This window comes from Butyrivibrio sp. AE3006, from assembly GCF_000424165.1.
Classification (GTDB): Bacteria; Bacillota; Clostridia; order Lachnospirales; family Lachnospiraceae; genus Butyrivibrio.
This window is the reverse complement of record NZ_AUJJ01000003.1, coordinates 58986-83133: the sequence shown is the minus strand read 5'-3', so window position 1 is coordinate 83133 and position 24148 is coordinate 58986. Positions and strand designations below refer to the sequence as shown.

Genomic DNA, 24148 nt, shown 5'->3' with positions numbered 1-24148 from the left:
AAAGTGGGAAATGATAATGCGAAATTAAAGCAATATCTTACGCTTGTTGGCGCCTGGGCTCTGGCTTTTGGATGCAGCGTTGGCTGGGGCTCTTTTGTTATGCCGGGAACAACATTTCTTCCCATGGCAGGTCCTGTGGGTACCGTGATCGGCATGTCCATAGGCGGTCTTGTTATGCTGCTTATCGGCGTTAATTATTTTTACATGATGAAGCGCTATCCTGATTGCGGCGGCACCTATTCCTACACCAAAAACACCATGGGCTATGACCATGGTTTTATCAGCACATGGTTTCTCATGCTCGTTTATATTGCGATAGTCTGGGCCAATGTAACGGCTCTTCCTATTATCTTCAGAAATCTTTTCGGAAGTCTTTTTCAGTATGGTTTTCATTACAATGTGGCCGGCTTTGAGGTTTATTTTGGCGAGATACTTTTGAGCATTGCAGTCCTTGTGGCTGCTGGTGTGGTGTGCATTTACGGCGGCAGATTTTCAGCCATAGTCCAGATAATCATGGCGATACTTTTGCTTGGTGGTATCGTATTTTGCGCTGCATATATTTTTTCAACAGGTGGTAAAAGCATAGCCGGTATGACTCCGCAGTTTTCAAATGACTCAGGCTTCGTAAAGCAGGTTGGAAGCATAGTTTTGTTGGCACCCTGGGCTTTTGTGGGTTTTGAATCAATTTCCCACTCTGTAGAGGAATATCGTTTTGATGTGAAAAAGTCCATAACCGTGATAATAATATCGCTGATTTCTGGCGTTTTGGCTTATTCGCTTCTTGCGCTTATTGCAGCATCTGCGCTGCCTGAGGGTTATATCAGCTGGAAAGCCTATATAAACGATCTTGGTAAGTTTTCAGGAATTGAGGGGCTTCCTACTTTTTATGCAGCAAAGACTTATCTTGGCAGCAGGGGTGTTGCAATCCTTGGAATCGCTGCGGTATGCGGCATTATGACTGGACTTGTGGGTAATCTTATCGCTGCCAGCAGGCTGGTTTATTCCATGGCAAAGGACAGGGTAGTTGGAGAAAGATTCGCAGGTCTAAACGAGAGGGGCGTTCCATCAAAGGTATTCGTAATCCTTATCCTTATATCCATTCCGATTCCGCTTTTTGGAAGAACAGCCATCGGCTGGATCGTGGATGTTAATACAATCGGCGCCACGGTGGCATACGCTTACACATCCTGGTCTGCTTATAGGACGGCAAAGAAGGAAAACTATCTTCCCATGAAAATAACGGGATTATTAGGTTTTCTTATTTCCCTGGCATATACAATGTATTTCCTTGTGCCTGGCTTTTGGTCTGTCAGCGAGCTTGCAACAGAATCCTACCTGATCCTCATTATCTGGAGTATGCTGGGCTTTTTGGCATTCCGTCAGGTGTATATGAAGGATGAAAACAGGCGCTTTGGCAGGTCCACGGTAGTGTGGATTTCTTTGCTGTTTCTGGTATTTTTCCTGTCTATGCTATGGTTCCGCGAGGCTACAAAGGAGACCACGGCAGAGGTGCTGGTGAATATCGATAACTTTAATGAGACGGAGCTGTCCAACCACGGAGTTACGCTGACTCTGAATGAGATAATCGAGTCAGAGGATTACATGGCATCCCAGGTTGAGAGAGTGAACGATTCCATGCAGACCAACAGTATGCTGCAGATGGTAACTATAATCGTTGCGCTTTTCATCATGTTTTCAATATACAATTCCATGATGCACAGGGAGAGGAATCTTGAAGTGCAAAAGGCAAGAGCTGAGGAAAACAGCAAGGCGAAGACTACGTTTTTGTCTAACATGAGCCATGACATAAGAACGCCCATGAATGCCATTATCGGCTATACGGAAATTGCCAGGGATGTTGAAAATATGCCGTCTGAGGGCATTGAGTATCTTGATAAGATCGAGGCATCAAGTAAGCATCTGCTTGCTCTTGTGAACGATATTCTTGATATGAGTCGCATAGAGAGCGGAAGGATGGAACTTGATATTGTGGAGACTGACCTGCAAAAATCCATGGATGATATCAGGGATCTTTTCTCGAATCAGATGAAGCTTAAGGATATTGATTACACGGTATTCTGTGTGAACCTTAAGAACCGCTACGTTATGTGCGATTCCAACAGACTTAACAGGGTGCTGCTGAATCTTATTAGTAATGCCTGCAAATTCACTCCTGAGGGCGGAAGTGTACGGGTAACTCTTACGCAGCTGTCGGAGGAGACCAGCAGAGCTTTTTACAGGATCAGTGTCAAGGATTCCGGAATGGGCATGAGCCCTGAGTTTGTAAAAAAAGTTTTCGTGGCATACGAGAGAGATAAGGATGTAACGGGCATTCAGGGTACAGGTCTTGGAATGGCTATTGCCAAGAGTATTGTGGATCTCATGGATGGCACGATTACTGTTAACTCCAAAAAGGGTGAAGGTACGGAGTTTATCGTAGAAGTCAGCTTTGCCACGGTGGATGAAGAAACAATCAGGGAAGAAGAGGATGCAGCCGCTAATATGGCAAAGCTTGACTACACTACTATTCGCCTTTTGGTGGTGGATGATCAGCCTGTAAACAGAGAGATTGCCTGTCGCATTCTTAAGAAATTCGGTTTTATGGTAGAGCATGCGGAAAACGGAGCGGAAGCCGTAGACAGGGTGAAGGCTTCTGAAGCAGGATATTTTCAGGCTATTTTAATGGATGTGCAGATGCCTGTTATGAACGGATATGAAGCAACGAAGGCTATTCGCGCTATGGAAGATAAGGAAATATCTGAGATTCCGATTATCGCCATGACAGCCAATGCTTTTAAAGAGGACATAGAGGCTGCCCGGGATGCCGGCATGAACAGGCATATCGCCAAGCCTATCGATATAAGTAAACTGATCGCTACTTTAAATGAGGTTCTTACAACGGAGAACGCCAGCTTATGAAAACCAGGAAACTAAGCCTTACAACACAAATAATCGTAGGCGTATCGTCATTTTTGCTTGTGGCAGATGTTTTTTTGGGAGTCTCTCTGACAATGCAGTCCCAGAGGGCTATCAAAACTCTTATAAACAGCAGAATGATGGATATGTCCAATACTGCTGCGTCCATGCTTGATGGAGATGTTGTCGGTTCCTTTAAGGCTGAAGACGAGGGGACGGAAGCCTATGAAAGAGAGATGGATAAGCTTAGGGCTTTCCAAAACAATATGGAGCTTAAATACATTTATTGTATTAAGCAGGTTGGAGAAAAAGAATTTGTTTTTTCCATTGATCCCGCAGAAGAGGATCCGGGAGAATTCGGATCACCCATCGTTTATACGGATGCCCTTTACAGTGCAAGTAAGGGCGTAGCTTCCGTGGATATGGATCCCTATGAGGATGACTGGGGAAAGTTTTACAGTGCTTACAGTCCTGTTTTTGATTCTGACGGAAATGTGGCCGTTGTGGTTGCGGTGGATTTCAGTGCCACCTGGTATGATGAGCAGATTGCGGGATTTTTCCGTATTATTCTTGCAGATATTATGCTGACTGTGGTCATTGGTATTTTCCTAATATTCTTCGTGATGAGAAATGTAAGAAGATATTTCAAGACACTTTTGACGGACCTTAATGACCTGGCTAATGACGTTGATGATATCACAAAGGAGCTGGCTGCTTCGTCCGGGGCTGCGATCTCGGAGGATAAGAGAGAAATAGGCACGACAGACAGTGATGCTCAGAATGAAATTCAGATGCTGGGTAAAAAAATCCATTCAGTCAGAGATCACCTGAGAGAGTATATGGATCATGCCCAGAGGCAGGCCAACAACATGATCACGGCCCTGGCTTCCGATTACTGGAGTGTTTATTATGTAAATCTTGATCAGGACAAGGGTACCTGTTACAGATCTCATTCCAGGTTGGAGAACGGCTTAAAAGAAGGAGAGACCTTTGTTTTTAGCGATACCTTCGAAAAATATGCTCATGAGCATGTGACAGAGCAGTACAGGGATGAATTTTTGGAATTCATTGATCCTGAAAATATCAGAAAGAGACTTACTAAGGAGTCGCTTATTGCTTACAGGTATCTCAGCATTAAAAACGGCAGGGAATCCTATGAGATGATCCGTATGGCAGGCGTAAGAAGGGTTGAGGACAGAGAGGATCACATGGTTCATTCCCTTGGCGTTGGCTTTACCGATGTGGATGCTGAGATGCGAAGGACCATGGAGCATAGTCAGGCTCTAAGCGACGCTCTCAGTGTCGCGCAGCAGGCAAGTAAAGCGAAAACTGCTTTTTTATCCAGTATGAGTCATGAGATCAGAACGCCTATGAACGCTATTATAGGTATCGATAAGATTGCGCTGGATGACCCTGATATTTCAGATAAAACAAGAGATTATCTCCGGCAGATAGGCGACTCTGCGGAACATCTTTTGAATATCATCAATGATATCCTTGATATGTCCAGGATAGAATCTGGACAGATGACTATCAAGAATGAAGAGTTTTCGTTAGGTAAGCTTTTTGATCAGATTGATACCATAATAGGCAGTCAGTGCAGGGATAAGGGGCTTAATTACAAGTCGGAGATAATCGGCGATATTGACCGCTATTACATTGGCGATGCCATGAAGCTTGAGCAGATAATCATAAATATCCTGGGCAATTCCGTGAAGTTCACGCCTCCCGGAGGTGATGTTATTTTCACGGTTATGAGAGCCACTCATTTTAATGGCAACAGTCTTCTTAAGTTTTCCATGAAAGACACCGGCGTGGGAATTGATGAGGTTTTTTTGCCGCGAATTTTTGATGCCTTTTCCCGGGAGGATGATTCCAGTACCAGTAAATATGGAAGCACAGGCCTTGGAATGGCTATTACCAAGAATATTGTTGATATGCTAAACGGCGAGATAACCGTCAGCAGTAAAAAGGACGAGGGCACAGAGTTTGTGGTATCTGTGACACTGGCAGACTCAGAGCGGGTGGAGGAAGAAAAAGCTCAGGAAACTGTAACCGCTAAGAAAAAGGATGAGACTTCGTTTGTAGGAAAGAGGATACTTCTGGCAGAAGACATTGAGGTCAATGCCAAAATAATCATGAAGATCCTCAGTATGAAAAAGCTGGAGGTCGATCATGCCAAGGATGGTAAGCTTGCAGTAGAGATGTTTGCAAGTCATCCGGAAGGGTATTATGATGCGATTCTTATGGATATGAGAATGCCTGAAATGGACGGACTTGAAGCTACGTCTGTAATCAGGACTATGGATAGAGCGGATGCAGGGAAAATACCGATAATTGCGCTGACCGCCAACGCTTTTGATGAGGATGTTCAGAAGTGCCTTCAGGCCGGCATGAACGCCCATTTGGCAAAACCTGTTGAGCCTGATGTTATTTTTTCAAGGCTTGGTGAGTTCCTGTAAAAAGAGATATATAGTTTGGGAGAAGATTCTTAAAGCTGCCTCATAGCTAAAAAATGGCTTACGGGTAGCTTTTTTATTTTGACACTAAAAAAATAATATGCTATGATACAACACAAGTTTGCTTTAGCACTTTAAATTGTCAAAATTAGAAAGAGGAGAACGGGTATGTATTCATTGGACGAAGTTAAGAATGTTGATGCGGAAATCGCTGCTCTCATCGAGGAGGAGATGGCGCGTCAGAATGATCACATCGAGCTGATCGCATCTGAGAACTGGGTAAGTAAGGCAGTTATGGCAGCTATGGGCAGCCCTCTTACCAACAAGTATGCTGAGGGTCTTCCCGGAAAGCGTTACTACGGCGGATGTCAGGTAGTTGATAAGGTTGAGAATATCGCAAGAGACAGAGCTAAGGAGCTTTTCCACTGCGATTATGCAAATGTTCAGCCCCACTCAGGAGCACAGGCCAATCTGGCAGTTCAGTTTGCTCTTTTAAAGCCCGGTGACACTATTCTTGGTATGAATCTCAGTCAGGGTGGTCATCTTTCACACGGAAGTCCGGCAAATATCTCAGGTACATATTACAATGTTGTGGCTTATGGCGTAGATGAGAACGGTTTCATCGATTACGACGAGGTTATCAGACTTGCAAAGGAACATCAGCCCAAGCTCATCATCGCAGGTGCATCAGCATATTGCAGAACAATTGATTTCGCTAAGTTCAGAGAGGCAGCAGATGCTTGCGGCGCTGTACTTATGGCAGATATCGCTCACATTGCGGGACTTGTTGCTGCGGGTGTTCATCCCAGTCCGTTCCCTTATGCAGATGTTGTTACTACCACAACACATAAAACACTTCGCGGACCCAGAGGTGGTCTCATTCTTTGGAATCAGGCAGCACAGGATAAGTACAAGTTCAACAAGGCTGTTTTCCCGGGAATCCAGGGCGGCCCTTTAGAGCATGTGGTTGCTGCTAAGGCTGTATGCTTCAAGGAAGCACTTGATCCTTCATTCGTAGAATATCAGAAGCAGATCGTTAAGAACGCAAAGGCACTCAGCGAAGGCCTTATGAAGAGAGGCGTTCAGATCGTTTCAGGCGGTACAGATAACCATCTGATGCTCATCGATCTGACCAACTTCGACCTTACAGGTAAGGATGTTGAGACATGGCTTGACGATGCACACATCACAGCTAACAAGAATACAATACCCAATGAAAAGCAGTCACCCTTCGTTACAAGCGGAATCCGTCTCGGAACACCTGCTGTTACCACTCGTGGCATGAAGGAAGATGATATGGACAGAATCGCTGAGGCTATTTCCATCGTCATCAAGGGCAAGGGTGAAAAGAACGACGAAGCAAGAAAAATTATTGACGAGTTAACGAAAAAATATCCTCTTATTTGATAAATTTAAGCATAAATTTAATAGATATTGTGGTTATGAGACTACCCGGTACATTATACGGGTAGTCTTTTTATTTCGCGGCTTTTTCGGGATTTGTATTTTCATTCATGTAAAAGAAAAATTCGGTATTTTGAATTGTATATAAATTATATATGATTGCGACAATTTATCAGAAAAACAATTAATAACCGGCAAATAATCAAAATAAAAGAAGAATTTTCAAAAAATGTATTGACAAATTACTATGGCGAGGGTATACTACAAACATAAATAAACGAGATACATCTTAAATACTTCAGCGGGTGGCTGAAAGAAAGGGAGGTACGGTCCAAAGGGAACATAAGTTAGAACTGTAGATCTAGTTTTTAATTAGTTTCGGAAAGGAAGGTACAGTCCACCGAGCGAATTAGTTTAACCACAACAATAGTGATTAATTCCATCACAACTAGTTCGAGTACATGACATAGTGGCGAAGAATTAGTCGTCGAACTAACCGTCACAGCATACGAGTGCAAAGGTTAATGGAAAGAGCAGGGTTGAGAATTTGGAGGTAAGTCCATTGGACAACGAACAATTTGAAAAGGCGTAAGGGCGAATGGTAGAAACGATCATTCGCCCTTACGTTTTTTTATTGTAAAAAATGTAGGGGCATGTTCGGTTAAAATTATTGCTTTTTGAAAACATATTTTTCGCTGGAATTTTGGGCACCATATATATGGTTTTCCATACTATATTTAGTGGTTTCGTATCTATGTTTGGGTAGAATTTGTGTTTTTCCTATGCTATACTCTAGGTAAGTTTTTTGGGTGGATTCCATAGGGGAGGATGTATGGAAGATAGAGATAGAATTAGTAGCTCTGAGCGTGATGAGAGACGTGAGATCAGAAGGCAGCGCAGAATTAGAAGCCAGATCATCGCATATTCCGTCATGGGAGTTTTTGTTATAGTTTTCGTTGCGGTTATCGCGTTAGGAATTTCCAAGGCTACAGGATTTATACAGGAGATGAATGCTTCTTATGAGGCTTCACTTGAGGCTTCCAAGGTAGAGGCAGAGCCGGCGGCAGTGTCTTCTCCGGATGAGAATGTCACTGAAGCAGAGGTATCCAGCACTGAAAGTATGCTTGATACTATAGTTGAAACCTGTCTCTCAGAGATGCCTCTTGAGGACAAGGTTGCAGGTCTGTTCATGATCTCACCTGAGCAGCTTACAGGTGCCGATGCTGTAATAAAGGCAGGTAACGCTACACAGGATGCGCTTTCTAAATATGCTGTTGGTGGTATTTACTACAGCACCAAGAATATCAAGGATGAGGCACAGCTTACAGATATGCTTTCATCAACTGTTAATATGAGTAAGTATCCGCTTTTCATCGCTACATCAGAGGTTGGTGGCAGCGGAAGCAAGGTTGCCAGCGGACTTTCACTTGAGATGCCGGCTTCACCTTCACAGCTTGCAGCAGAGGGCAGCCCTGAGAAGGCTCACGAGGCAGCAGAGACTGTTTCAAATTACCTTAACAGATATGGATTCAATCTGAATTTCGGAATAAATGCGAACCTTTCAGACAGTGAGCAGTCCTTTGGTACTGATCAGGCAGTGGTTTCAAGCATGGTAGCTCAGACAGTTACGGGACTTGATACCTATGGCGTTTCCTCTTGCCTTCAGTTTTTCCCTGAGATATCAGACAGCGGAACTACAGCAGAGGGCATGGCAGACATCCTTGCTCCTTTCAAGGCAGGAATCGACGCAGGTGCTGATATGATCATGGTTTGTGCAGCGACTTCATCAGGCATTACCGGAGATGATACACCTTCATGTCTTAGCAGCGCAGTTGTTACGGATCTCCTTAGAGGTCAGCTTGGTTACCAGGGTATCATCATCACAGATACGCTCAGCGATGAGACAATTCTCGAGAGATATTCAGACGGCGATGCAGCAGTTGCAGCAATTCAGGCAGGAGCAGATATGATCTTTATTCCTGGGAATTTTGAGGAATCTTATAACGGAGTTCTCTCAGCAGTTCAGAGTGGCATCATTAGTGAAGACAGGATCAATGAATCACTGTCCAGAATATACAGAGTAAAATATGCTAGTAGAGTAGATGAGATTGCATCTGAATGATGACGGAGATTGAGAATAGTTGTGTTAAATTACAAATCCTCACAGCCACTGGCCGTGAGGATTCGTTTTATGGCAAATTGTTTATGAGAAAAGAGCTTATGCTCAAATCTTTTTAAATAAATGAATCCATTATTGATGAATAGTCCGGTGTAATGCTGCCTGACTTGGAATAAGTTGAGCTGTTGCTGGCTGCTTTTGATGCTGCACTCTCAATGGAGGATGCTGAGGATGACATCTGATACGCATATCCACTGCGGTTTCCAAGGATGTTTTTTACTGATTCCATGCCGGCTTCTTTCATTTTATCCTTATCAAGCGAGAGCTTACCTTTGTCGGATACTGAGATTCCGATTGAGGATAGTTCATCCTTAAAGGAATTGGTTATTTTTGCCATGTAGGAAGCTCTGGTGCTGGTGTTTGTATCTGACGCATCTGCAGAAGCTGACGCAAGGCTGTTGTATTTGGTTACGAAATCAGATACAGCCGACACGATTTTTTCTTCGTTGTAGTCGTAGACCTGAGATGTTTTGCCGTCTTCATCGGTTTTTGTCTTCCATGCCTTTTCAAAAATGGAATCAGCACCTGAATTGGTCAGCTTCTCAGCGGATTCTTCAAGAGCATTTGCACTTGATGCTATTGAAGAATATTTCTTTTTCTCTGCAGCTGCCTGCTGTGATTTTGATTTCTCAGCAGCTTTTGCGTCCTTGCTGTCATCAGCTTTTGATGAAGAATTCTCTCCGTCGATCTTTTTATAATATGCAGAAACAAGCTTACCGTAACTTCCGTTTTTGATGGAAGAATAGTCGGAAAGCATTCCTGATAAACCCGATAAATAATTGTTGGATGAAGAAGCGCCGGACATACTGCTAAATAAGGTGGAATAATCCATATTTACGTTTATTCCCATAGATATCACTCCTTTGATCTGCGGAAAAAGTATTTTCCGGGAAAAACAGCATCCATGCCGTTACATAGTACCTCTAATTAATTTTTACACCTGAATGTTTAAAGTATCAAATGAAAAGATGATAAATAAAATTAAGTATGTGTAAAAGTTGGCGGTTTATCATAAATTGTTGCTATTTTTGATGTATATGGGTTATTTGTGATGTGGTGGTTATCATTTTCATTTACAAATCAGATGCGGATAGTGTAAAATGTTTTCGAAACATTAGAAAATTAAGAGGTTTTTAGCATGTCATCAATCATTCAGGACGATCAGGTTTTTAATAATGAAGTATCTTTTTGCAGAGTTTACAGCAGAGAGAGCAAGAAGACACTTGAGGAGAGGTTTTTAGCAAACCGTATATCTTACTACATCGACTGGCATGAGCAGTCATTTTTACAGAAGCTCTTTGGTGGTAACAAGAATAAAATTTATTGCACCATCCGCATAAACAGAGCAGATGTTGAGAGAGCCAGAGACCTGGTTTCAGGACTTGAGGATATTAAGCTCAGAGATTTTGGTGAACACAAAAAAGATAAAAACGGAAAGAAAAAGAAGTAATTAATGGCCTCTGGAGCAGAAGTTGTTCCGGAGGTTTTGTGTCTATAGAGGTAGATTTATGGAAAAGAAGTTTAACAGAGCAGGTAATAAGGCCGGCGTCACCGGTAAAAAAACCGATAATCGCAGGAAACCGGCTGTACCAGGGAGAACCGGCAGACCAGGCAAAGCCGGGGACGCAAAGCAGGCTCCAAAGAGTCGCTGCCCTTACTCTAAGAAGTGCGGCGGTTGCCAGATGATTGATATGCCTTACAAGAAGCAGATCGCCATCAAGCAGGAGAAGATGGAGGAGATGCTTGGCAAGTTTGGAAAGGTCGAGCCCTTCATGGCCATGGATGATCCTGATCATTACAGGTGTAAGGTTCATGCGGTTTTCACTCATGATAAGAAGGGCAATCCCCAGTCTGGAATTTATAAAGAAGGAACCCATGATGTTGTGCCCATTGACGCATGTCTTCTTGAGAATGAAAAGGCCGATGCCATCATTGCAACAATCAGAGGAATGCTAAGGTCCTTCAAGATCAAGACCTATGATGAGGATAATGGATATGGCCTTCTTCGTCATGTCCTTATAAGAGTCGGTCATAATACCGGAGAAATAATGGTTGTTCTTGTGCTCACATCTCCGATTCTGCCTTCCAAGAATAATTTTGTGAAGGCTCTTTTGAAGGAGCATCCTGAGATCACAACCATTGTTATAAATGTAAATGACAAGCATACAAGCATGATTCTGGGCGATAAGGAGAAGACAATTTATGGTCCCGGATTCATCTATGATACAGTTTGCGGAATGAAATTCAAGATTTCTCCTAAGTCTTTCTATCAGGTAAATCCCGTTCAGACTGAGAAACTTTATTCCAAGGCAGTTGAGCTGGCAGGTCTTACAGGCAAAGAAACAGCTCTCGATTGCTACTGTGGAGTTGGTACCATCGGCATCATCGCAAGCCCTAAAGCCAAGGAAGTCATTGGCGTTGAGCTCAATAAGGATGCTGTTCGTGATGCGAGATTAAATGCAAGAATGAACGAAATTAAGAATATAGATATCTACGAGAACGATGCCAGCAAATTCATGGTTCAGATGGCAGAAGCAGGCGAGAAGGTGGACGTTGTCTTCATGGATCCCCCTCGTGCCGGTTCCACCGAGGTTTTCATGGAGTCCATGTTTAAACTCGCTCCCGACAGAGTTGTCTATGTATCCTGCAGTCCCGACACTCTTGCCCGCGACCTTGAATTCATGACCAAGAACGGCTACGTCGCAAAACGCATCATCCCCGTGGACATGTTTGCCCACACCAGGAGTGTTGAAACAGTCGTTCTCTTAACGAGAACGACTGCTAAGGAAGTTCGAGTTTAGAGACGACTGTTGTTCTGGCGAGCATGCTTGCATGCGAGAGCAGAACTTCCTTGTGAAAAAAGTGGAGGTATAGATGAAGCCCATGATAACTGACGAAATCAGAGAAGAATTATTTAAGCATCAGGACATTAAATACAGAGATTTTCAGGTAAAGCTTATTCCCGGAACAGATCCGGATGACATGATAGGTGTCAGAACTCCGGAGCTTAGAAAGCTGGCAAAACAATATGCTAAGGCAGATGGCATCGATGAATTTTTAGATGACCTTCCCCATAAATATTTTGATGAAAACCAGCTTCAGGCCTTCATTATATCCGGCATGAAGGATTACGATCTGTGCATGGAAAAGCTTTGTCAGTTTTTGCCTTATGTTGATAACTGGGCTACCTGCGATCAGATGTCACCCAAGATTTTTAAAAAGCATAAGGAAGAGCTTCTAAAAAAGATAGATGAGTGGATAGTATCAGATAAGACCTATACTGTCCGCTTTGCCATCGGCATGCTTATGGAGCATTTTCTGGATGATGATTTTGATATGAAATATCCCGAGATGGTGGCAAAGGTGCGCTCTGATGAGTATTACATCAATATGATGATCGCCTGGTATTTTGCCACAGCTCTGGCAAAGCAGTATGATTCCATAATCCCGTTTATTGAGAATAAGAAGCTTGATGTCTGGACTCACAACAAGGCGATTCAAAAATCAATCGAAAGCTACAGGATTACTCCGGAGCAGAAGGAGTACCTGAAAAGCCTTAAAATAGCCACCAGAAAAAGTTAAATTAGGACCTTGACAAAATGAATTGCACGCAATATAATTTCATTAAATCATAAAGATGATTAACAAAACATTTTTTGAAATAACATTGATAATTCACAAAGAGATTTAATTTTTTATGGAGGTCATTATGGGATTTTATGATTATTCAGTAACAAATGCACAGGGCGAGGCCGTTTCAATGGCAGATTTCAAGGGAAAGGTAGTTCTCGTAGTTAATACAGCTACAGGCTGCGGTTTCACACCTCATTACAAGGATATCGAGGATATGTACGAGAAATTCCACGATCAGGGCTTTGAGGTACTTGATATTCCCTGCAATCAGTTCGCAGGCCAGACACCCGGAACAGATGAGGAAATTCACGAGTTCTGCACACTTCATTACAACACAAAGTTCCCTCAGATGAAGAAGTCTGATGTAAACGGCGAGAACCAGCTTGATCTTTACAGATTCCTTAAGGAGCAGAAGGGCTTTGAAGGCTTCGGAAAAGGACCTTCAGCACTTGCAATGAGTGTTATGCTTAAGAAGATCGATAAGGACTACAAGAATAATCCTGATATCAAGTGGAACTTCACAAAGTTCGTTGTAGACAGAAACGGTGAGGTTGTAGCAAGATTCGAGCCCACAGAGAAGATGGAGAATGTTGCTGCTTGTGTAGCAAAACTCATGTAAATAACTAAGGAGAGGGAATGAAATATAGGAAAAACAGACAGGGTGGAGACATCTCCTTACTCGGTTATGGATGCATGCGCTTTTCAAGGAAAGGCCCCGGCATTGACATGGAAAAAGCCGAGAAGGAGATAATGAGAGCCTATGAACTTGGAGTAAATTACTACGATACGGCTTACATTTATCCGGGAAGCGAAGTGGCAATAGGTGAGATTTTCGAGAAGAATCACATCAGAGAGAAGATCCAGATTGCCACAAAGCTCCCACAATATCTTATTGCAAATAAAGATGCTATCGAGAAGTACTTTAAGGAGCAATGTTCGCGCCTTCGTACTAACTATATCGACTATTATTTAATGCACATGCTTTCAGACATAAATGCCTGGGAAAAGCTTAAAAAGCTCGGTATAGAGGAATGGATAGCAGAGAAGAAAGCCTCCGGTGAAATAAAGCACATAGGCTTTTCTTTTCATGGAAATACGGAAATGTTCATAGAAATCCTTAATGCCTATGACTGGGATTTCTGTCAGATTCAGTACAATTATCTGGATGATGTGTCCCAGGCTGGAAGGAAGGGACTTGAAGCAGCAGGCGAAAAGGGTATCCCTGTTATTATCATGGAGCCTCTTCGCGGCGGAAAACTGGTTGATCTTTTGCCTGAAAAAGCTAAGACGCTTATTGCTCAGGATGAGAAGCACAGATCTGCAGCAGAGCTTGCCTTCAGATGGCTTTGGGATCAGCCCCAGGTTACCTGCGTCTTGTCAGGCATGAATTCTGTCGAAATGGTAGAGGAGAACTGCAGAGTAGCATCCGAAGCAGAGGCCGGCGAGTTCACCGAGAAGGATTTCCAGCTGATAGATCAGATTAAGGCCAGCATAAATGAACGTTTGAAGGTTGGATGTACCGGCTGCGGATATTGTATGCCATGTCCAAAGGGTGTCGATATTCCGAGTACATTTAGATGCTATAATGCAATGTATATGGATAACAAGGGCACCGGCAGGCAGGAATTTTTCCGGATTGTTGGAATGCGCAAGGAACCGGGGCTTCCATCACAGTGCATAGAATGCGGTAAGTGCGAGAGCCACTGTCCTCAGCATATAAATATCAGGCAGGAGCTTAAGAATGCTGATAAGGAGCTGAATCCTTTCTACTACAAGATAGCACTTGCTGCAGCCAGAAAATTCATATACAGAAAATAGGTATTTTTATTCACTTTTCCGGAAAGTATGGTAAACTACTAAAAAAGTTGATTATGATAGTTTAGCACACGAGGAGGATGAAAATGTACGTAACCTGTTTGGATTTGGAAGGTGTTTTGGTTCCCGAGATCTGGATTGCTTTTTCTGAGGCAACAGGAATCCCGGAGCTTAAGAGAACAACAAGAGATGAGCCTGATTATGACAAGCTCATGAAATACAGAATCGATATTCTTAAAGAGCACGGTCTTGGCCTTAAAGAGATTCAGGATACAATCGCTACGATTGATCCACTGCCCGGAGCAAAGGAATTTCTTGATGAACTCAAATCTATAACACAGGTTATTATACTTAGCGATACTTTTACACAGTTCGCTACACCTCTTATGAAGAAGCTTGGATGGCCCACAATTTTCTGCAACTCACTTGAGGTTGCTGAAAATGGCGAGATCACAGGTTTCAAGATGCGCTGCGAGAAGGGTAAGCTTACTACGGTCAAGGCACTTCAGAGCATCGGATTTGAAACTATTGCCAGTGGAGACAGCTTTAACGATCTTGGTATGATCGAGGCAAGTAAGGCAGGATTTCTTTTCAGAACAACTGATCAGATCAAGAAGGATTACCCGCAGTATCCTGCTTTTGAGAGATATTATGAGCTTCTTTCTGCTATAAAGGCGCAGCTGGCTAAATAATACGCCGGAATTGAGTGAATTATGAAACGAAATTACAAATTTATACTCAGCTATGACGGAACCAGGTTTTATGGCTGGGAGAAACAACCCAATAAGGACATGACCATTCAGGGTAAGCTTGAAGCTGTGCTCAGCAGAATGGTAGGCATGTCGGAAGGTGAAAACGTACAGGTTATTGGTGCGGGAAGGACAGATGCGGGAGTTCATGCGAGAGCCATGACTGCCAATGCTGTGCTGGATACGGTTTTTACAGAAGAAGAAATTCTCAGGTATATGAATCAGTATCTGCCTGAGGATATCAGCATCAATGATGTGAGGATCTGTTCTGACAGATTCCACAGTCGCTACAATGCCCTTGGCAAGACCTACAGATACACCTGCTATTTTGGCGATACCAAGCCGGTTTTTGACAGAAAATATGTCACTGTTCTTGAGAAAAAACCGGATGTGGCTCTTATGGAGGAGGCTGCTAAATATATAGTCGGAACCCATGATTTTAAGAGTTTTTGCGGCAATACCCACATGAAAAAATCAACCGTCCGCTGTGTTGATAACATCAAGATTGAGGAGAGCGGTCCTCAGATAAGATTCTATTTTCATGGCAACGGATTTTTACAGAACATGGTCAGAATAATGACAGGAACACTGTTGGAGGTTGGCTATGGCAACATTGAACCATCAGCAATGGAGGATATCATAGAAGCCTGTGACAGACAAAAAGCCGGTCCCACGGCTCCGCCTCAGGGACTGTGTCTTATGAAAGTGGATTATTAAATGAAATAGAATAGGGCCCCGGACAAATTGCGAAATGCAATTCCGGGGCCCTTAATGATGTCATATTATTTATCAGTTGTAGATTATATTCGGTGTTACACTGCTTGCTGAATAGGTAATTACGTAGTCGTCATAATCGGTCGGAACCTGACACAGCTCCTGTGTTCCTGAATTACCGCTTCTTAGTGTGTAGCCTGTGTCTGCGATGTTGGTTGTATCAAATGCTACCGGTGTACCGTCTTTGTAGAAGATTCCGCGAATGTTTACCGCATTTACATCGGATTTGGAATAGTTGGTTCCTGTTACTGTAAGTGAACGGTCCTCGTCCTGTGTGATATCAAGACCTATGGCGTCATAGTTGCAACAATTGTCATCATTTACCGAAAAGTCGTATTTAATGGCGGATGCAGCAGATGCGATCTCATTTCTGAATTGTCCGTATATTATGAAATCCTGACCTTTTTTAATGGATTCTGCATTGTCGTATACGGTTTTGATAACGGAGCCGTTTGCATCAAATGCGTGGAAGCTTGCATTAACTGTTACATCTGATTCTGAATTGTTGGTCGCCAGTACTACATATCTTGTATGTAAACCGTCGTTATCCTTTATAAGATACTCGGCTTTGATTCCTATATCTGACTGTGATGAAGCACTTGCACTGACCTGTACAGGTGTGAATACCCCTACCAAAAAAGCCATTGTTACGATGAGAGTTGTGATTCTATTCATACCCGTTTCCTCCTGTATTACTTGGTAAAATAAGAATAGCATTTGAGGATAAACATCCTATAAAGAGAATCTAAAAAAAATATATACTGGCTTGTTTTCAGGCTCCAAATTTTTTTCGGAATTATTAGTGAATTTGCCAACTTGATTTTTGGAAAATGTTTTGTAGGTCGCAGTGAAATTATGATATAATGCTTTTTGGCTATGTAATATAGATAGAAATTGGAAATGTGGTAATAATATGCAAACAAATGGGGAGGAACAAAAGCCTTCCGTCGACCGTGCAAAGCGCATTCGTTTTCTGAGAAGATTGATTCTTGCATCGATTGCAGGTGCTATTATTATTCCAATCTGTATATGTCTTGTTCTTGCCGTCAGATATGACAGGATAAAGACCAGACTCGATCAGGCAAAAGAAGAGCTTTCATGGTACGAGCAACAATACGGAGAGAGCGCATTGGCAAGGGGGAAGGGCGATGACAAGCCTCTGGAAAAAGAGGAGGACACCGCCGGGGCAGAGGAGTCTGCCACTACCGATGAGAAGCCCGTAGAAGATGTTGCATCAATACCCGAGGAGACTTTAGAAGACCAGGCAGACGCGGAGGAAGCCCTATCTGAGAATCAGGATGAGAAGACGGAAGAGGTTTTGGAGGATGCTGACGGCAATTTGGCGGTCGGTGATGGTATCAGAAGAGTTTACATAACTTTTGATGACGGGCCTAGCAGTAAGACAGGAGAGATTCTTGATGTCCTGGATGAATATGATGTTAAGGCCACTTTTTTCGTAACAGGCAAGCCCGATACCAGGTACACAGATGTATATAAGCGCATAGTGGACAGCGGACATACATTGGGCATGCACTCATACAGTCACAAATACAGCGAACTTTACGAGTCACTTGAGGGCTTTCAGGAGGACCTGCACAAGCTTCAGACTTTCCTTTATGAGACCACAGGAGTCTGGTCCACCAGATACAGATTCCCCGGAGGCAGCTCCAATACAGTCAGCAAGGTCGATATGAGCGAGCTAATTAATTATCTTGCACTTGAAAATATCACATATTATGATTGGAATGTGGCAAGTGGAGATGACAGGAACGGTATTACCAAGGACTTGATAGTTACCAATGTCATGACCGGGGTTCCCAAGTTCCAGAACTCGATAATACTTTTACACGACGCCTCAGACAAGCAGGCGACGGTGGATGCGCTACCTGAGATAATTGAGCAGGTACAGGCGCTTGATAACACAGTGATAGTTCCGATAACGGACGATACGTTACCGGTTCAACATATCAGTAATTTGCAGTAAGAAAACGGAGGAAATGAAAAATGGGATTTTTTTCAGAGCTGAAAAGTGATCTCTCTCAGGCAGCAAAGACTATCATACCTGAGGAAAGTAACGATGCACAGATTCTGGAACCTCAGAAAAGCGAAGATACCGCTTCCGCTGTTAAGAGCGAGGCAGAGGTCAAGAAGGATCTGAACGCTATGCTTGATCACCTTGATGAAATCGAGCTCGGGGATGATGGGGCTGATAAGAAAGCTGATGCTGAGCCGGTAATCAGTGAAGAGATTAAAGAAGAGATCAAAGAAGAGATCAAGGAAAAAGCTGAAGACTCTTCAATTGCGGATGTTATTCCTGAAGTAAGCGTAGAGACAGTTCCTGAGGCAGAGACTGTTGCTGACCTTACAGAGTCTCTTAATTCAGTAGTAGAGACTGCGAAGGTGGAAGAGGTTCCGGTTCGTGAAGCAGTTAAATATGAAGCACCAACAAATACAATAAGAAATAATGGGGGATTTGAAACAATGGATATTCAGCAGCAGACACCTACAGATGAGACAGCAAGCATTACCGAGGGTATGAAAATTGTCGGTAACCTTGAGACTACAGGCTCACTTGAGCTCGTTGGTAAGATCGCAGGTAACGTAACTTGTCTTGGTAAGCTTAACGTAACAGGTGAGATCGAGGGTGATTCAAAGGCAGCAGAGATTTACGCTGAGGCAGCAAGAATCACAGGTGAGGTTCGCAGCCAGGGTAGCGTTAAGATTGGACAGAGCACAGTAGTTATCGGTAACATCTTCGCTACAAGCGCAGTAATCGCAGGCGCTGTAAAGGGTGACATCGATGTACCCGGACCTGTAGTTCTTGATACAACAGCAATTGTTATGGGTAACATAAAATCTCAGTCTGTACAGATCAACAACGGTGCTGTTATCGAAGGTAACTGCTCACAGGCTTATGCTGAGGTTAATCCTTCTGCATTCTTTGAAGGACTTAAGGGAACAAAATAATGAGAATTTTATTAAAGCTTAGTGGCGAGGCTCTTGCCGGCCCCAATAAGACAGGATTTGACGAGCCTACTGTTCGTCAGGTTGCTCTTCAGGTTAAGGAACTTGTTGATAAGGGAACTCAGGTTGGTATCGTTATCGGCGGTGGTAATTTCTGGAGAGGCAGAACCAGCGAGAATATCGATCGTGTTAAGGCAGACCAGATCGGAATGCTTGCGACGGTTATGAACTGCATCTATGTTTCTGAGATTTTCAGAAGTGTAGGTATGATGACAAACATCCTCACACCTTTTGAATGTGGTTCATTTACCAAGCTTTTCTCAAAGGACAGAGCAAATAAGTACTTTGAAAAAGGTATGGTAGTTTTCTTTGCAGGCGGCACAGGCCATCCTTACTTCTCAACTGATACAGGTGCGGCTCTCAGAGCTATTGAGATCGAAGCTGATGTAATGCTCCTTGCAAAAGCAATCGACGGAGTATATGACAGCGATCCTGCTACCAATCCCAATGCTAAGCGCTATGATGAGATTAGCATTGAAGATGTTGTAAAGCAGGGACTTCAGGTCGTTGATATGACAGCTTCCATTATGGTAATGGAGAACCATATTCCTATGCGGGTATTCGCATTACAGGAAGAAAATAGTATAATTAAGGCAGAGAGTGGTAACTTTAACGGAACCACAGTAACAGCCTGATTATGTTGGAGGACAATGGTATGAATGAGAAAGTTAAGCCTTATGAAGCGAAAATGACAAAAGCTTATGATTTCCTTGTAGCTGACCTTGCTGCAGTACGTGCAGGCAGAGCGAATCCTCATGTTCTCGATAAGGTGAAGGTGGACTATTATGGAACACCCACACCCATTCAGCAGGTAGGTAACGTTTCTATTCCCGAAGCACGCATGATTCAGATCGCACCCTGGGATAAGAGCCTTATCAAGGATATCGAGAAAGCTATAATGGCATCAGATGTAGGTATCACACCCAGCAATGATGGTAATGTTATAAGACTTGTTTTCCCTGAGCTTACAGAGGAGAGAAGAAAACAGCTTGCAAAGGACATCAAGAAAAAGGGTGAAGACTCTAAGGTAGCCATCAGAAATATCCGTCGTGATGGTAATGATGCTTTCAAGAAGCTTAAGGGTTCAGATGTTTCAGAGGATGAGATAGCTGAGCTTGAGGAAGATCTTCAGAAGATTACAGACCAGTTCATCAAGAAGATTGACGGCGCTGTAGAAGAGAAGAGCAAAGAGATAATGACTGTATAATAGTTGTTATTATCAGTATTAAATAACAATCAATGTTGGAGCCTGTGGGGACATCACAGGCTCTGACTTTTATCTCATAGGAAATCATTTGGTTTCTTGGGGAAAATGTAGAGAACTTAAAACTATTATTTTGAAGATAGGAATATGAATATGGAAGAAATGAGTAAGATTCCGGAACATGTAGCAATAATCCTTGATGGTAACGGACGTTGGGCCAAGGCAAAGGGTATGCCCAGGAATTATGGACATATGCAGGGTGCCAAGGCTGTAGAGGACATACTGGTTGTTGCCAGAGATATGGGAATAAAGTATCTGACAGTATATGCTTTTTCCACAGAGAACTGGAACAGACCTGAGACAGAGGTTGCTGCACTTATGAAGATCCTCCGTCAGTATTTGAAGACCAGTATCAAGAAGTCCATGAAGAATAATGTTCGCTGTCAGGTTATCGGCGAGCGTTCACGTCTCTCTGAGGATATCAGAGAAGCCATCGAAGAGCTTGAGACTACTACAGCAGGTAACACCGGGCTTACTTTTACTATAGCTATTAACTACGGAAGCCGTGATGAGATAGTTCGCGCCGTAAGAACAATAGCAGCTGATTGCAAGGATGGAAAACTCTCACCTGAGGATATTACAGAGGAGATGATTTCACAGAAACTGGATACAGGTAATATACCTGATCCCGATCTCCTCATCCGTACCTGCGGTGAGCAGAGACTCAGTAACTTCCTTCTTTGGCAGTGTGCATATACAGAGTTTTATTACACTGATATTGCATGGCCTGATTTTGATAAGGAAGAGCTTCAGAAGGCAGTTGATGCCTATGCAGGACGTAACCGTAAGTTTGGCGGTTTGAAGGATACCGAGACAAAATAAATTCAGGGAGAATTGTGTTTTATGAAGACTAGAGTTGTGAGCGGAGCTGTTTTGGTAGTGCTTCTTGTGGCCACACTCCTTAGTGGTGGATATGTAACAGCCGGCGTTCTCCTTCTTGTGTCACTGGTGGGATATCACGAACTGGTATCTGCATTGGGTGTAAATAACGGAGAAAAGGGATTTAACATTATTGAGATACTTGGCCTTATTGCAGTTGCAGTTTATTATGGTCTGACAATTGCCTTTGGCGGAGACATGAAATATCTTGTTATGACCTTGATGTTTTTGTTTTTTGCTGAGGCTATCGTATTTGTTTTTTCTTTTCCCAAATATCATTCAAAGCAGCTTATAGCAGCGGTGTTTTCATTTATTTATGCACCGGTGATGCTTTCCTTTATATATCTTCTTAGGATCATGCCAAACGGACAGTTCCTGGCATGGCTTCCGTTTATCGCATGGATATGTGATACCTTTGCATACTTCGCAGGAAGAGCTTTTGGTAAGCACAAGCTTTGCCCCAAGCTTTCTCCCAAGAAGACAGTCGAAGGTGCTATAGGCGGTATTGTTGGAAGCGTTGTTGCAGGTGCTGTTTTTGGATATGTTTATGCGGTTAATACCGGCTCAGCAGCTGTATCACAGGATATTATCGCTTTCATGCTGATCACTCTTGTGGCAGGTGCCCTTTCTCAGATAGGTGATCTTATCGCATCAGGTATAAAGAGAGATCATGATATTAAGGACTATGGTCATCTGATTCCCGGTCATGGCGGAATTATGGACAGATTCGACAGCGTTATTTTTATCACTCCGGTGATATTCTTTATGGCAATGATGCTGCTTAATGTTTGATTTTAGTTAGTAAGAGGTAATTGTTAATGGGAAGAAAAATTGTTCTTTTAGGTTCTACAGGTTCAATCGGAACGCAGACGCTGGATGTTGTCAGAGCTAATCCCGATGAGCTTAAGGTAGTGGGTATCGCAGCCAACAGAAGCGTTGACATGGTAGAGAAACAGGTAAGAGAGTTTCAGACTAAGTATGTTGCCATGTTTGATGAGAAGGCAGCAGAGGAGCTTAGGGTTAAGATTGCAGATGTTCCCACCAAAGTTCTTTCCGGAATGGAAGGCCTTGTTGAGATTTCTACAGTGCCGGAGGCAGATACTGTTCTTACAGCTGTGGTTGGTATGATCGGAATTCGTCCCACAATCGCAGCTATCGAGAGTGGCAAGGATATTGCTCTTGCAAATAAGGAGACTCTTGTTACTGCAGGACATATCATCATGCCCCTTGCAGCGAAGAACAATGTAAAGATTCTTCCTGTGGACAGTGAGCACAGTGCTATTTTTCAGTCTCTTAACGGTGAGCCTGCTGATAAGATTGAAAAGATCCTTCTTACAGCTTCAGGTGGTCCCTTCAGAGGCAAAAAGCGTGAAGAGCTTGTTAATATGACAGTGGATGATGCATTAAAGCATCCCAACTGGGATATGGGGCCTAAGGTTACAATAGATTCAGCATCTCTTGTAAATAAGGGACTTGAAGTTATGGAGGCAAAGTGGCTTTTTGGTACAGACCTTGATCAAATCCAGGTTATTGTACAGCCTCAGAGTATAATACATTCTATGGTACAGTTTGTGGACGGCGCTGTTATGGCGGAGCTTGGCGTTCCGGATATGAAGCTGCCTATTCAGTATGCACTTTTCTATCCTGACAGAAGACCTATGAATGAGAAGAGACTTGATTTCTTCGAGCTTGCAAGTATCACCTTCGAGAAGCCTGATACTGATACCTTTAGAGGTCTGGCCCTTGCCTATGATGCTGCAAGAGCAGGCGGCAGCATGCCTACAGTATTTAACGCGGCAAACGAGATGGCTGTTAAGAAGTTTATAGCAAGGGAGATTCGTTTCCTTGATATTTACGATATGATCACCGGTGCCATGGAGCATCACAATAAGATAGAGAATCCTGATCTTGAGGAGATTCTTGCAGCAGAGGCTGAGACCTATGCTTATCTTGAGAATTTTAAGCTGTAATTTTGCGGGAGGCACTTTTTAAAATATGTTAGTTAGTTTGATCATTTTTTTCATAATATTCTGTGTCCTTGTTACAACCCATGAGCTGGGGCATTTTCTTATTGCCAAGGCAAATGGAATAAGGGTTCTTGAGTTTTTCATCGGAATGGGCCCGGTATTATGGAAAAAGAAAAAAGGGGAAACCACCTACAGCATCAGGCTTTTACCTATAGGCGGAGCCTGTGTGTTTGAAGGCGAGGATGTTATGGACGCTGAGAACCAGGAGTTTGATGAGCGCTCATTTCCAAATGCCAATGTGTGGGCAAGAATAGCAGTACTTTTTGGCGGTCCGTTTTTCAATTTCATAACAGCTATGATACTGGCTATTATCGTTGTAGCTAATTCCAGCTGGGCATATCCTGTTGTGGCAGGTCTTACAGAGGATTCTGCTGCAGCGGATGCAGGACTTATGGAAGGCGATACCATCGTTTCGATCAATGGCGAGAAGATTCATCTTGCATCTGAAGTAACGCTTATTTCACAGTTCAGCCAGGGCGGTCCCATGCATATCGTATATGAGAGAGACGGTCAGGTGAATTCTACCGATCTCATTCCCCGTTACGACAGCGAGGATGATCGCTATTACATGGGCCTCTACATGGGAAAATATGACAAGGTTAGTCCTTCCAAGGTAATTCCTTATGCCTGGTATGATGTTTGGTATTATCTGAAGACTACCTACAGAAGCCTTGCGCTTCTCGTTCAGGGCAAGCTTTCACTTAATGATGTTTCGGGTCCTGTCGGAATGGTTAAGATAGTTGATGATACCTACGAGGCGGTAAGCCCCTACGGTGTATGGTCTGTAATTCTTACAATGCTTGAACTTGCAATACTTTTGTCTGTGAACCTGGGAGTTATGAACCTTCTTCCTTTCCCTGCTCTTGACGGAGGAAGACTTATATTCCAGTTCGTCGAGGTTGTGAGAGGTAAGCCCGTACCAAGGGATAAAGAAGGTATGGTACACCTTGTAGGAATGGTAATACTGCTGGCATTTATGGTTGTAGTGGTTATCAATGATGTTTCAAAATTCATGAGGTAATAGA

Annotated in this window: 21 protein-coding genes; 19 read left to right on the top strand and 2 right to left on the bottom strand. The window is 43.1% G+C overall.

Annotated features, from left to right (window positions below; all coding sequences use genetic code 11):
* The first annotated feature begins 3 nt into the window (after positions 1–3).
* From G603_RS21260 to G603_RS19045, 4 genes are all read left to right on the top strand, one after another.
* Positions 4–2919 (top strand): ATP-binding response regulator, encoded by a 2916-nt coding sequence (locus tag G603_RS21260; RefSeq protein WP_051207410.1) that lies wholly within the window; start codon positions 4–6, stop codon positions 2917–2919.
* Positions 2916–5378, top strand: a complete 2463-nt coding sequence (locus G603_RS21255; protein ID WP_051207408.1) for a hybrid sensor histidine kinase/response regulator — start codon at positions 2916–2918, stop codon at positions 5376–5378. Before G603_RS21260 ends, G603_RS21255 begins: the two co-directional genes overlap by 4 nt.
* A 165-nt stretch (positions 5379–5543) precedes the next feature.
* Complete coding sequence (gene glyA, locus G603_RS0103415; protein ID WP_026525042.1) at positions 5544–6782, top strand: serine hydroxymethyltransferase; 1239 nt, start codon at positions 5544–5546, stop codon at positions 6780–6782.
* 829 nt (positions 6783–7611) lie between these two features.
* Positions 7612–8901, top strand: coding sequence for a glycoside hydrolase family 3 N-terminal domain-containing protein (locus tag G603_RS19045; RefSeq protein WP_051207406.1), 1290 nt, complete (start codon positions 7612–7614; stop codon positions 8899–8901).
* Between the two features lie 112 nt (positions 8902–9013).
* Here G603_RS19045 and G603_RS0103400 read toward each other — a convergent pair whose 3' ends face one another.
* On the bottom strand, positions 9014–9808 hold the full coding sequence (locus G603_RS0103400; RefSeq protein WP_026669333.1) for a hypothetical protein: 795 nt from the start codon (positions 9806–9808) through the stop codon (positions 9014–9016).
* Between the two features lie 288 nt (positions 9809–10096).
* Here G603_RS0103400 and G603_RS0103395 point away from each other — a divergent pair, with 288 nt between their 5' ends.
* From G603_RS0103395 to truA, 7 genes are all read left to right on the top strand, one after another.
* Positions 10097–10408, top strand: a complete 312-nt coding sequence (locus tag G603_RS0103395) for a hypothetical protein (RefSeq protein WP_026525040.1) — start codon at positions 10097–10099, stop codon at positions 10406–10408.
* A 58-nt stretch (positions 10409–10466) separates the two neighbouring features.
* Positions 10467–11759, top strand: a complete 1293-nt coding sequence (rlmD, locus tag G603_RS19040) for a 23S rRNA (uracil(1939)-C(5))-methyltransferase RlmD (RefSeq protein ID WP_081669803.1) — start codon at positions 10467–10469, stop codon at positions 11757–11759.
* 82 nt (positions 11760–11841) lie between these two features.
* Entirely contained in the window at positions 11842–12540 is a 699-nt protein-coding gene (locus G603_RS0103385) for a DNA alkylation repair protein (RefSeq protein ID WP_026669332.1), read from the top strand.
* Between the two features lie 127 nt (positions 12541–12667).
* Positions 12668–13210, top strand: coding sequence for a glutathione peroxidase (locus tag G603_RS0103380; protein ID WP_026669331.1), 543 nt, complete (start codon positions 12668–12670; stop codon positions 13208–13210).
* Between the two features lie 17 nt (positions 13211–13227).
* Entirely contained in the window at positions 13228–14409 is a 1182-nt protein-coding gene (locus G603_RS0103375) for an aldo/keto reductase (protein WP_026669330.1), read from the top strand.
* Positions 14410–14492: 83 nt separating this feature from the next.
* The gene (gene thrH / locus G603_RS0103370) at positions 14493–15098 is read left to right on the top strand and encodes a bifunctional phosphoserine phosphatase/homoserine phosphotransferase ThrH (protein ID WP_026669329.1); all 606 of its coding nucleotides are present in this window, start codon (positions 14493–14495) and stop codon (positions 15096–15098) included.
* Between the two features lie 21 nt (positions 15099–15119).
* Entirely contained in the window at positions 15120–15872 is a 753-nt protein-coding gene (gene truA, locus G603_RS0103365) for a tRNA pseudouridine(38-40) synthase TruA (RefSeq protein ID WP_026669328.1), read from the top strand.
* 72 nt (positions 15873–15944) lie between these two features.
* Here truA and G603_RS0103360 read toward each other — a convergent pair whose 3' ends face one another.
* On the bottom strand, positions 15945–16604 hold the full coding sequence (locus G603_RS0103360) for a hypothetical protein (RefSeq protein ID WP_026669327.1): 660 nt from the start codon (positions 16602–16604) through the stop codon (positions 15945–15947).
* A gap of 238 nt (positions 16605–16842) precedes the next feature.
* Here G603_RS0103360 and G603_RS21250 point away from each other — a divergent pair, with 238 nt between their 5' ends.
* The 8 genes from G603_RS21250 to G603_RS0103320 all read left to right on the top strand — a co-directional run bounded on the left by G603_RS21250 (position 16843) and on the right by G603_RS0103320 (position 24144).
* Complete coding sequence (locus G603_RS21250; RefSeq protein WP_051207404.1) at positions 16843–17913, top strand: polysaccharide deacetylase family protein; 1071 nt, start codon at positions 16843–16845, stop codon at positions 17911–17913.
* A gap of 20 nt (positions 17914–17933) precedes the next feature.
* Positions 17934–18896 (top strand): polymer-forming cytoskeletal protein, encoded by a 963-nt coding sequence (locus G603_RS0103350; protein ID WP_026669326.1) that lies wholly within the window; start codon positions 17934–17936, stop codon positions 18894–18896.
* The gene (pyrH, locus tag G603_RS0103345; protein WP_035791878.1) at positions 18896–19588 is read left to right on the top strand and encodes a UMP kinase; all 693 of its coding nucleotides are present in this window, start codon (positions 18896–18898) and stop codon (positions 19586–19588) included. The genes G603_RS0103350 and pyrH overlap by 1 nt, the downstream gene beginning before the upstream one ends.
* 20 nt (positions 19589–19608) lie before the next feature.
* Positions 19609–20160 (top strand): ribosome recycling factor, encoded by a 552-nt coding sequence (gene frr / locus G603_RS0103340; protein ID WP_026669325.1) that lies wholly within the window; start codon positions 19609–19611, stop codon positions 20158–20160.
* A 150-nt stretch (positions 20161–20310) separates the two neighbouring features.
* Positions 20311–21039, top strand: coding sequence for an isoprenyl transferase (locus tag G603_RS0103335; RefSeq protein WP_026669324.1), 729 nt, complete (start codon positions 20311–20313; stop codon positions 21037–21039).
* A gap of 21 nt (positions 21040–21060) precedes the next feature.
* The gene (locus G603_RS0103330; protein WP_026669323.1) at positions 21061–21888 is read left to right on the top strand and encodes a phosphatidate cytidylyltransferase; all 828 of its coding nucleotides are present in this window, start codon (positions 21061–21063) and stop codon (positions 21886–21888) included.
* 26 nt (positions 21889–21914) lie between these two features.
* Positions 21915–23066: a 1-deoxy-D-xylulose-5-phosphate reductoisomerase gene (locus G603_RS0103325; RefSeq protein WP_026669322.1), complete on the top strand. Its 1152-nt coding sequence runs from the start codon at positions 21915–21917 to the stop codon at positions 23064–23066.
* Between the two features lie 25 nt (positions 23067–23091).
* Positions 23092–24144: a M50 family metallopeptidase gene (locus G603_RS0103320; protein ID WP_026669321.1), complete on the top strand. Its 1053-nt coding sequence runs from the start codon at positions 23092–23094 to the stop codon at positions 24142–24144.
* Positions 24145–24148: the final 4 nt, after the last annotated feature.

What these genes read in the sequence shown, in the direction of transcription:
- G603_RS21255 (WP_051207408.1), top strand. Translation starts at nt 2,916, where the DNA reads ATGAAAACCAGGAAACTAAGCCTTACAACACAAATAATCGTAGGCGTA.
- glyA (WP_026525042.1), top strand. Translation starts at nt 5,544, where the DNA reads ATGTATTCATTGGACGAAGTTAAGAATGTTGATGCGGAAATCGCTGCT.
- G603_RS19045 (WP_051207406.1), top strand. Translation starts at nt 7,612, where the DNA reads ATGGAAGATAGAGATAGAATTAGTAGCTCTGAGCGTGATGAGAGACGT.
- G603_RS0103400 (WP_026669333.1), bottom strand. Translation starts at nt 9,808, where the DNA reads ATGGGAATAAACGTAAATATGGATTATTCCACCTTATTTAGCAGTATG.
- G603_RS0103395 (WP_026525040.1), top strand. Translation starts at nt 10,097, where the DNA reads ATGTCATCAATCATTCAGGACGATCAGGTTTTTAATAATGAAGTATCT.
- rlmD (WP_081669803.1), top strand. Translation starts at nt 10,467, where the DNA reads ATGGAAAAGAAGTTTAACAGAGCAGGTAATAAGGCCGGCGTCACCGGT.
- G603_RS0103385 (WP_026669332.1), top strand. Translation starts at nt 11,842, where the DNA reads ATGATAACTGACGAAATCAGAGAAGAATTATTTAAGCATCAGGACATT.
- G603_RS0103380 (WP_026669331.1), top strand. Translation starts at nt 12,668, where the DNA reads ATGGGATTTTATGATTATTCAGTAACAAATGCACAGGGCGAGGCCGTT.
- G603_RS0103375 (WP_026669330.1), top strand. Translation starts at nt 13,228, where the DNA reads ATGAAATATAGGAAAAACAGACAGGGTGGAGACATCTCCTTACTCGGT.
- thrH (WP_026669329.1), top strand. Translation starts at nt 14,493, where the DNA reads ATGTACGTAACCTGTTTGGATTTGGAAGGTGTTTTGGTTCCCGAGATC.
- truA (WP_026669328.1), top strand. Translation starts at nt 15,120, where the DNA reads ATGAAACGAAATTACAAATTTATACTCAGCTATGACGGAACCAGGTTT.
- G603_RS0103360 (WP_026669327.1), bottom strand. Translation starts at nt 16,604, where the DNA reads ATGAATAGAATCACAACTCTCATCGTAACAATGGCTTTTTTGGTAGGG.
- G603_RS21250 (WP_051207404.1), top strand. Translation starts at nt 16,843, where the DNA reads ATGCAAACAAATGGGGAGGAACAAAAGCCTTCCGTCGACCGTGCAAAG.
- G603_RS0103350 (WP_026669326.1), top strand. Translation starts at nt 17,934, where the DNA reads ATGGGATTTTTTTCAGAGCTGAAAAGTGATCTCTCTCAGGCAGCAAAG.
- pyrH (WP_035791878.1), top strand. Translation starts at nt 18,896, where the DNA reads ATGAGAATTTTATTAAAGCTTAGTGGCGAGGCTCTTGCCGGCCCCAAT.
- frr (WP_026669325.1), top strand. Translation starts at nt 19,609, where the DNA reads ATGAATGAGAAAGTTAAGCCTTATGAAGCGAAAATGACAAAAGCTTAT.
- G603_RS0103335 (WP_026669324.1), top strand. Translation starts at nt 20,311, where the DNA reads ATGGAAGAAATGAGTAAGATTCCGGAACATGTAGCAATAATCCTTGAT.
- G603_RS0103330 (WP_026669323.1), top strand. Translation starts at nt 21,061, where the DNA reads ATGAAGACTAGAGTTGTGAGCGGAGCTGTTTTGGTAGTGCTTCTTGTG.
- G603_RS0103325 (WP_026669322.1), top strand. Translation starts at nt 21,915, where the DNA reads ATGGGAAGAAAAATTGTTCTTTTAGGTTCTACAGGTTCAATCGGAACG.
- G603_RS0103320 (WP_026669321.1), top strand. Translation starts at nt 23,092, where the DNA reads ATGTTAGTTAGTTTGATCATTTTTTTCATAATATTCTGTGTCCTTGTT.